Genomic DNA, 8,212 nt, shown 5'->3' with positions numbered 1-8,212 from the left:
GCACAGCGCCGAGACGTGAACGCCCTCGCCGGCCACACGCTCTACGCCGCCTCGAAGGCCTTCCTGGTGCGGTTCTCCCAGAGCCTGCACCTAGAGGTGGCCGGCGAGGGCGTTCACGTCTCGGCGCTGTGCCCCGGCTTCACCTGGTCCGAGTTCCACGACGTGAACGGCACCCGCGAGCTCGCCAGTTCGTCCACGCCGGCCTGGCTGTGGATGGGCGCGGACGAGGTCGCCGCGGCGGGCTACGAGGCCGTGGAGGCGAACCGCGCCGTCTGCGTTCCGGGGGCGCCCAACAAGGCCATCGCCGCCATCGCCAAGGCCGTGCCGGAGGACTGGGTCCTGGCCCTGATGGCGTCGCAGGGCAGCCGCTTCCGCAAGCTCTAGTGCCCGTAGGGGTTGGCGACCCCGGGGCGGATGAAGCCGGTGGTGCTCTCGGCGAAGCCGGCCAGGATGAACTGGATCGCCAGGGCGCAGAGGATCAGCCCCAGCACGCGGACCACGATGGTCAGGCCGATCCGGCCCAGGATCTTGGTGATGATAGGCGTCGCCAGGAACGACAGGAAGGTCGCCAGCGCCACGCCGCCGATGACGCCCACGCCGACGGCGGCGCCCTGCAGGCCGAAGCTGCGGGCCTGGCTGGCGTAGATCACCACGGTGGAGATCGCGCCCGGCCCGATCAGCAGCGGCATGGCGAACGGCACGATCATCCGCTCGAACCGCTTGCGGACGTAGGCGCGGCCCGACGCCACCGGCGCGTCGGCCGCCTCGGTGAAGGTGGCGGTGAAGTCGTCGCGGGCCATCTCCAGCCCGAGCAGGAACAGAATGATGCCGCCGGCGATCCGGAACGCCGGCAGCGAGATGCCAAAGAACTCCAGCAGGCTGAGGCCCGAGAAGTAGAACAGCGTCAGGAAGCCCAGGACGAAGAGCGAGATGTAGAGCGAGATCCACGCCCGATCGCGCGATTTCGCGCCAGCCGTCGCCGCCGCGAACAGCGGGACGTTCCCGACCGGGTCGATCAGGGCGAACAGGGCGACGAAGAAGTTGACCGCGAACTCGGCCTGGCTCATGTCAGGGTCTTAGCCCAATTCGAAGACGGCGGGCCACCCTGCCGCCCAACCGGAGCCAGGACCATGGCCGCCGCAACCGTGCTCGCGCAACCGTCCGTGAAGGCCGACCCGCGGCTGATCATCCCGCTGGACCTGCCCTCGGTGGCCGAGGCGCGGGCGATGGTCGAGGCCCTGGGCGAGGCCGTGACCTTCTACAAGGTCGGCCTGGAGCTGTTCGCCGGCGGCGAGGGCATGACCCTGGCCCGCGAACTGAAGGCGGCCGGCAAGCAGGTGTTCCTGGACTGGAAGCTGCACGACATCGGCACCACGGTGCAGCGCGCCACCGCGGTGCTGGCCGGCTCGGGCTGCGACTTCCTGACGGTGCACGGCGAGCCCCAGGTGATGGCCTCGGCGGTCCGGGGCCGGGGGGCGTCGAACCTCAAGATCCTGGCGGTGACGGTGCTGACCAGCCTGACCGACGAGGACCTCGTCGAGACGGGCTACCACGAGAGCGCCCGCGCCCTGGTCGAGCGCCGCATCCACCAGGCCATCGCGGCCGGCTGCGACGGGGTGATCGCCAGCCCGCACGAGGCCGAACTGGCGCGCAAGCTGGGCGGCCGGGACTTTCTCGTGGTGACCCCGGGCGTGCGCCCCGACTGGGCCGCCAGGAACGACCAGGCCCGGGCCGCCACCCCTGCCGACGCCCTGAGAGCCGGCGCCAGCCACATCGTCTGCGGCCGCCCCATCACCGCGGCGAACGATCCCCAGGCCGCGGCCCGGCGCGTGGCGGCGGAGATGATGGGGGTTTGAGGAGCAGTTCCTCCACGGATGTCATCCCGGTTTCGCGGCACGCGAAGACCGGGACCCCGATGCGTTGAATCGACGGTCGTCCGCCGCGTCGCCGCTGAAGGACATCTCCAGGGTCGGTGATCGGGGTTCTGGTCTTTGGCTGCGCCAAAACCGGGATGGCAAACGATGGGTTGTCCGTCGCCCCTAAAAATCCACCGCGATGCCCTTGCGCTCCCAGTCGCCGAAACGGGTGGGTTCGGCGCCTTTAGGGCCTCCTTCCTCGTAGGCCCGGGCGGCTTCGGCCTCGGCGGCATGGCGGGCGGCGGCCTCTTCCAGGGCGCGGCGGGCGGCGGGCGTGAGCGCCTTGTCGGGGGCGGCGTTGGGCGGGAGATCGGCCATGGCCCTGATCTAATCCCTTGCGCGCGCCGGCCCAAGAGGGCACGCCGCCGCCGTGACATCGACCGACACGCCAAACACGCCCTCCGGCGAAGACGTCCGCGGCCTGCCCGCGCGCGCCGCCGCCCTTGACCTCCTGACCACCGCCCTGTCGCGGCGGGCGGGCCTGGACGAGGGGCTCTCGCACCCCGCCCTGGCGGCGCTGGAGCCGCGGGACCGCGCCTTCGCCCGCGCCCTGGTGATGGCTGCCCTGCGCTGGTTGGGGCCCATCGACACCGCCCTGCAGGCGCGGCTGAAGAAGGCGCCGCCCGAGCGGATCGTGAACGTGCTGCGCCTGGGCGCGGCCCAGCTCTTGGTGCTGAAGACGCCGGCGCACGCCGCCGTGGGCGCGACCGTCGACTTGGCGGCCGCGCAGAAGGGCGGGGCGGCGCTGAAGGGCCTGGTCAATGCGGTGCTGCGCGGCCTGACCCGCGAGCCGCCGAACCTCGACGATCCCGACCTGATGGCGCCCACCTGGCTCGCCGCGCGCTGGCGCGCCGCCTACGGCCCCGACAACGCCGCCGCCATCGCCGCCCTGATCGGCGCGGAGCCGGCGACCGACGTGACGCCCAAGGCGGACGCGGCTGACCTTGCGTCCGCGCTGGAGGCCGAGCCTCTGCCGGGCGGCAGCCTGCGCGTGGGCCTGAAGGGCGAGGTCTCGACCTGGCCCGGCTTCGCCGAGGGCCGCTGGTGGGTGCAGGACGCCTCGGCCGCCATCCCGGCGCGCCTGCTCGGCGTGAAGCCGGGGGAGACCGCCCTGGACATGTGTGCGGCGCCCGGCGGCAAGACCCTGCAGCTCGCCGAGGCCGGCGCGAAGGTGACCGCCCTGGACCGCTCGGCGGGCCGGATCAGGCGGGTCTCCGAAAACCTCGCCCGAACGGGGCTCGCCGCCGAGGTGGTGGTCGCCGACGGAGCCGACTGGAACGACGGGCGGACGTTCGACGCCGTGCTGCTGGACGCGCCCTGCTCGGCCACCGGCACCTTCCGCCGCCACCCGGACATGCTGTGGGTCGCGAGCCCGGCGGACATCCCCAAGCTCTCCAGCGTCCAGACCCGGCTGCTGGCCAGCGCCGCCAGGCGGGTCAAACCCGGCGGGCGGCTGGTCTATTGCGTCTGCTCCCTGGAGCTGGAGGAGGGCGAAGGCCAGGTGGCCACCTTCCTGTCGCGCCACCCCGACTTCGCCCTCGAGCCGATGACGGCCGGGGAGGGCGGGGCGCCTGAGGCCAGCCTGCGCGCCGACGGGACCCTGCGGATCTTGCCGCACCATCGTGCGGGCGGGATGGACGGCTTCTACGCCGCCCGGATGAGGCGGCAGGCGTGAGGGGCGTCGTCGTGGGCCTTCGCCGCCACGCGCGATTGGCAGTCGGGCCCGCATCAGGCTAAGCGGAACCATGGCCAGCAGGACCATCATCGCCCCCTCGATCCTCGCCTCCGACTTCGCGCGGCTGGGCGAGGAGGTGGCCGCCATCGAAGCCGCCGGCGCCGACTGGGTGCATGTGGACGTGATGGACGGCCACTTCGTGCCGAACATCACCATCGGGCCGGACGTGGTGAAGGCGCTCAGGCCGCACGCCAAGATTCCGTTCGACTGCCACCTGATGATCGCGCCGGCCGACCCGTATATCGAGGCCTTCGTGAACGCCGGCGCCGACTATGTCAGCGTCCACCCGGAGGCCGGGCCGCACCTGAACCGCACGCTCAAACACATCCGCAAGCTGGGGGCGAAGGCGGGGGTGGTGTTCAACCCCTCCACCGATCCCTCGGTCATCCAGTGGATGATGGACGAGATCGACCTGATCCTGGTCATGTCGATCAATCCGGGCTTCGGCGGCCAGACCTTCATGCATTCGCAGCTTCGCAAGATCGAGGCGCTGCGGAAGATGATCGACGCCGAGGGCCGGGACATCCCGCTCGAGGTGGACGGCGGGGTCACGCCCGAGACCGCGCCCCTGTGCATCGCCGCGGGGGCCACGGCCCTGGTGGCCGGAACCGCCGTTTTCCGCGGCGGGGCGGAGCGTTACGCCGCCAACATCGCCGCCCTCAGGGGCTGAGCCGCCCTTGGCCGGGCTCCGCGCGCCACCGCTTCCCGGCCGCCACCTGGCGCGGGCTCTGGTCGTGGGCGGCGGGCGGATCCTGGCCGAAGAGTGGCGCAGTGCGGCCCTCAACCGGTGGTTGACCGCGCGCCCCCGGCCCAGCGGCTTCGGGCTGCAGCCCCGCGACTTCCGTCCGGCGGACCCCGAGGCCGGCCGCGCCATCCTGGCCGGCGCCTTTGTCCATGACGGCGTGACGATGGTGGTCGGCGTGCGGGGCGACCCCTGGGACCGTCCCAGCCCGACCCGGGCCTTCGCCGAGGCGCTGCACCGGTTCGACTGGCTTCCCCACCTCATCGCCGCGGGGCCCGAGGGCGCGGCCGAAGCCCTGCGCCTGGTGCTGGACTGGCGCCGGGTCTTCGGAACCTGGAACGCCTTCTCCTGGGCGCCCGAGGTCATGGCGCGCCGGGTGTTCAACCTGGCCTGCGCCGGACCGCTCCTGGCCGCCCGAGCCTCCGAAGCCGAGACGGCGAAGATCGCGGGCGACCTGGCCCGGCAGGCCCGCGACCTCCTGGGGCCCGGCAGCGTGGCGACGGCGGCCGAGCGCGCGGCCTGCGCGGCGGTGGCCGGCGTTTCCCTGCGCGGCCCGGCGGGCAAACGGCTCCTGGACCGCGCGCTGGGCAAGCTCGGCCGCGCGCTGGATCTGACCGTGGGCGCCGAGGGTGGCCATGCTTCGCGCCGGCCGGACCTGGCGCTGGAGCTGCTGTTCGACCTGCAGACCCTGGACGAGGCTATGGTGCAGCGGGGCCTGGCGGCCCCAGACGCCGTGCAGCGCGCCATCGACCGCCTGGCGGCCACGGTGCGCTTCTTCACCCTCGCCGACGGGGCCCTGGCGACCTTTCACGGCGGGGCAGCGCGTTCGGCGTCCTATGTGGCGGCGGCCCGCGCCCAGGACGAAACCGGCGACCGTCCGGCGGCCAACGACCTCGGCGGCTACCAGCGCTTCGAAACCCGCACGCTGCAGGTGATGGCGGACGCCGGTGCGGCGCCCCGCGGCGTCTGGAGCGAGCGGGCCTGCGACCAGCCGCTGGCGATCCAGGTGCTGGTGGGCGGCCGACGGCTGATCGACGCGTGCGCAGGGCGAGGGATCGGCAGCGCCTCGACGGTGGAGGTGGGCGACGCGGCCGAGGCGCGTGTGCTGCGGGGCTTTCCCGCCCGGGTGCTGGGCGCGCGCCTGGCCGGTCCGGCCGCGGCGGTGGACGGCCAGCGGCACGAGGCGCCCGGCGCGGTCTGGCTGGACCTCGCGCACCACGGCTGGATGCCGAAGCACGGCCTGATGCATCAGCGGCGGCTCTACCTCGACACCCTGGCCGGCGAGCTGCGGGGCGAGGATCGGCTGACGCCCACCGCCCGGGCGCAGGGGCCCGACGGCCGCCACTTCGTCCCGTACGCCCTGCGATTCCCGCTGCATCCCGGCGTGCAGACCCTGGTCTCGCAGGATCGGCGGAGCGTGCTGCTGCGGCCGATCAGCGGTCAGGAGGGCTGGATCCTGCGCAACGACGCCCTCGACATCGCCCTGGAGCCCCTGGCCGGCGGACGGGGTCTGCAGCTGGTGCTGCGGGGCCAGCGGCGGGCGGACTCCGGCGCCCGGGTGCGGTGGAAGCTCGCGCCGGCCCGCCAGCAGATTGACGGGCCGAAGGCGCAGGCGTAAGGCGCGCCCATTCCGCGTGACTGGCGACTAGAGGTGGGCGACCACCGGGGAGCGCGGACTGCAGACCGCCGCGCGCCTGGGCATTTTCCTGATCGACCCTCAGAGGAGAATGCCGTGCCCGCAGCCCCCCATTTCCCGCCCTCGCCCGACAAGGTCGTGGTCCGCCGCGCCCTGATCTCCGTGTCCGACAAGACGGGCCTGATCGAGGCGGCAAAGCAGCTCGCAGCCCTTGGCGTCGAGCTGGTCTCCACCGGCGGCACCCGCAAGGCGATCGCAGACGCCGGCTTGCCCGTGAAGGACGTGGCCGACCTGACGGGCTTCCCGGAGATGATGGACGGGCGGGTGAAGACCCTGCATCCGGTGGTCCACGGCGGCCTGCTGGGCGTGCGCGACGCGCCGGCGCACAAGGCGGCCATGGACGAACACGGGATCGGCGCGATCGACCTCGTCTACGTCAACCTCTACCCCTTCGAGCAGACGGTGGCCGCCGGCGGCGACTACGAGACCTGCGTCGAGAACATCGACATCGGCGGGCCGGCGATGATCCGCTCGGCCGCCAAGAACCACGGCTATGTCGCCATCTGCACCGATCCGGCCGACATGGATGAGGTGCTGGCCGAACTGGCGGATGGCGGCGCGACGTCGCTGGCCCTGCGCAAGACCCTGGCGGCGCGGGCCTACGGCCGGACGGCGGCCTACGACGCGGCGATCTCGACGTGGTTCGCCGGCGCCCTTGGCGAGGCCGCGCCGAAGCGGATGGCCTTCGCCGGCGAGCTGGTCCAGACCATGCGCTACGGCGAGAACCCGCACCAGTCGGCGGCCTTCTACCGCTTCCCCGACCCGCGCACCGGCGTGGCGACGGCGAAGCAGCTCCAGGGCAAGGAGCTCAGCTACAACAACATCAACGACACCGATGCGGCTTTCGAGCTGATCGCCGAGTTTGACCCCGCGAACGGCCCTGCCTGCGCGATCATCAAGCACGCCAATCCCTGCGGGGTGGCCACCGGCGCCTCGCTGGCGGAGGCCTACGACCGCGCTCTGGCCTGCGACCCCACCAGCGCGTTCGGCGGCATCGTGGCTCTGAACACCAAGCTGGACGCCGCGACGGCCGCGAAAATCCTGGAGATCTTCACCGAGGTGGTGATCGCCCCGGACGCCGATCCGGACGCGGTGGCCCTGTTCGCCAAGAAGAAGAACGTTCGCCTGCTGACCACCGGCGGGCTGCCCGACCCGGCGGCGGCCGGGAACACCTTCCGCTCCGTGGCGGGGGGCTTCCTGGTGCAAAGCCGCGATACGGCCCGCCTCACGCCGGCGGATCTCAAGGTGGTGACCAAGCGCGCCCCAACGGACGAGGAGGTGCGGGACATGCTGTTCGCCTTCACCATCGCCAAGCACGTGAAGTCGAACGCCATCGTCTACGCCCGCGCCGGCCAGACCTTGGGCGTCGGCGCCGGCCAGATGAACCGCAAGGATTCGGCCCGGATCGCCGCCCTCAGGGCCGCGGACTTCGGCCTGGACGTGAAGGGTTCGGCCTGTGCCTCCGAAGCCTTCTTCCCGTTCCCCGACGGCCTCATCCAGGCGGCGGACGCGGGCTGCACCGCGGTGATCCAGCCCGGCGGCTCCATCGGAGACGACAAGGTCATCGCGGCCGCCGACGAACGCGGCCTGGCCATGGTGTTCACCGGCGTGCGGGTGTTCCGGCACTAGGGACGGCAAATGCCTCTCATCCCGGTTTCGCCGTCAGGCGAAGACCGGGATGATGCTGAGCGTGTTGCTAGACCGAGCGGCCCAGGCGGCGGGCGGCGCCTTCGCTGCGCGGGGCCTGGAGCTCGGCCAGCACCTCGTCGAGCTGGCCGAGCTCGGCGGCCAGCGCCTCGCGCCGGCGTTCCAGCTTGCGCATGGCGCAGTCGTGGCCGCGGCCATCCTCGTCGGCGCTCAGCACCTCTTCGATGTCCGGCAGCGAGACGCCGGCCTTGCGCAGGCGGGCGATCCATTCCAGCCGGCCGCGGGCGACGGGGTCGTAGTAGCGGGCGTTCAGGCGGTCGCGGCGCGCCTCGACCAGCCCCTTTTCCTCGTAGAAGCGCAGCGCGCGGGCCGTCAGGCCGAACAGGCGCATGGCGCCCGACATACCGAGCCGCGGCAGGTGGTGGATGTTCTCTCTGGTCATGGCTTCCATCCCGTTGGAGACCGGAGATCTACAC

9 protein-coding genes and 1 riboswitch are annotated in these 8,212 nt (G+C 72.5%); of the genes, 6 read left to right on the top strand and 3 right to left on the bottom strand.

Annotation, left to right across the window (positions count from 1 at the left end; translation table 11 throughout):
- Positions 1-384 (top strand): SDR family oxidoreductase (locus AX721_RS22240; RefSeq protein WP_156467330.1); only part of this gene is annotated, 384 nt, incomplete at its 5' end.
- On the opposite strand, the gene AX721_RS22235 is transcribed toward AX721_RS22240, so the two are convergent.
- Positions 381-1,067 (bottom strand): MarC family protein, encoded by a 687-nt coding sequence (locus AX721_RS22235; RefSeq protein WP_068878160.1) that lies wholly within the window; start codon positions 1,065-1,067, stop codon positions 381-383. The genes AX721_RS22240 and AX721_RS22235 overlap by 4 nt on opposite strands.
- Positions 1,068-1,163: 96 nt before the next feature.
- Here AX721_RS22235 and pyrF point away from each other — a divergent pair, with 96 nt between their 5' ends.
- Positions 1,164-1,856 (top strand): orotidine-5'-phosphate decarboxylase, encoded by a 693-nt coding sequence (gene pyrF, locus AX721_RS22230; protein ID WP_068878161.1) that lies wholly within the window; start codon positions 1,164-1,166, stop codon positions 1,854-1,856.
- 183 nt (positions 1,857-2,039) lie between these two features.
- Here pyrF and AX721_RS22225 read toward each other — a convergent pair whose 3' ends face one another.
- Complete coding sequence (locus AX721_RS22225; protein WP_068878159.1) at positions 2,040-2,234, bottom strand: DUF1674 domain-containing protein; 195 nt, start codon at positions 2,232-2,234, stop codon at positions 2,040-2,042.
- Positions 2,235-2,286: 52 nt separating this feature from the next.
- On the opposite strand from AX721_RS22225, the gene AX721_RS22220 reads away from it, so the two are divergent.
- The 4 genes from AX721_RS22220 (at position 2,287) to purH (ending at position 7,718) form a co-directional block, all read left to right on the top strand.
- Positions 2,287-3,591, top strand: coding sequence for an RsmB/NOP family class I SAM-dependent RNA methyltransferase (locus AX721_RS22220; protein WP_068878158.1), 1,305 nt, complete (start codon positions 2,287-2,289; stop codon positions 3,589-3,591).
- Positions 3,592-3,661: 70 nt separating this feature from the next.
- Positions 3,662-4,321: a ribulose-phosphate 3-epimerase gene (rpe, locus tag AX721_RS22215; RefSeq protein WP_068878157.1), complete on the top strand. Its 660-nt coding sequence runs from the start codon at positions 3,662-3,664 to the stop codon at positions 4,319-4,321.
- 7 nt (positions 4,322-4,328) lie between these two features.
- A complete protein-coding gene (locus tag AX721_RS22210) occupies positions 4,329-6,011 on the top strand; it encodes a heparinase II/III family protein (RefSeq protein WP_068878156.1) in 1,683 nt (560 codons plus the stop codon).
- Positions 6,012-6,017: 6 nt separating this feature from the next.
- Positions 6,018-6,100, top strand: a riboswitch (ZMP/ZTP riboswitch).
- Positions 6,101-6,125: 25 nt separating this feature from the next.
- The gene (purH, locus tag AX721_RS22205) at positions 6,126-7,718 is read left to right on the top strand and encodes a bifunctional phosphoribosylaminoimidazolecarboxamide formyltransferase/IMP cyclohydrolase (protein WP_068878155.1); all 1,593 of its coding nucleotides are present in this window, start codon (positions 6,126-6,128) and stop codon (positions 7,716-7,718) included.
- Between the two features lie 67 nt (positions 7,719-7,785).
- Here purH and AX721_RS22200 read toward each other — a convergent pair whose 3' ends face one another.
- A complete protein-coding gene (locus AX721_RS22200) occupies positions 7,786-8,178 on the bottom strand; it encodes a MerR family transcriptional regulator (protein WP_068879340.1) in 393 nt (130 codons plus the stop codon).
- Between the last annotated feature and the right edge of the window lie 34 nt (positions 8,179-8,212).

The sequence above is a fragment of the Phenylobacterium sp. CCH9-H3 genome (assembly GCF_001557235.1).
Classification (GTDB): Bacteria; Pseudomonadota; Alphaproteobacteria; order Caulobacterales; family Caulobacteraceae; genus Phenylobacterium.
Note: the sequence above shows the minus strand (reverse complement) of the source record. Positions and strands in the feature narration are given on the sequence as shown.

Bases quoted from the DNA above. Each gene is read 5' to 3' on its own strand.
- AX721_RS22235 (WP_068878160.1), bottom strand. From the start codon at position 1,067: ATGAGCCAGGCCGAGTTCGCGGTCAACTTCTTCGTCGCCCTGTTCGCC.
- AX721_RS22225 (WP_068878159.1), bottom strand. From the start codon at position 2,234: ATGGCCGATCTCCCGCCCAACGCCGCCCCCGACAAGGCGCTCACGCCC.
- rpe (WP_068878157.1), top strand. From the start codon at position 3,662: ATGGCCAGCAGGACCATCATCGCCCCCTCGATCCTCGCCTCCGACTTC.
- AX721_RS22200 (WP_068879340.1), bottom strand. From the start codon at position 8,178: ATGACCAGAGAGAACATCCACCACCTGCCGCGGCTCGGTATGTCGGGC.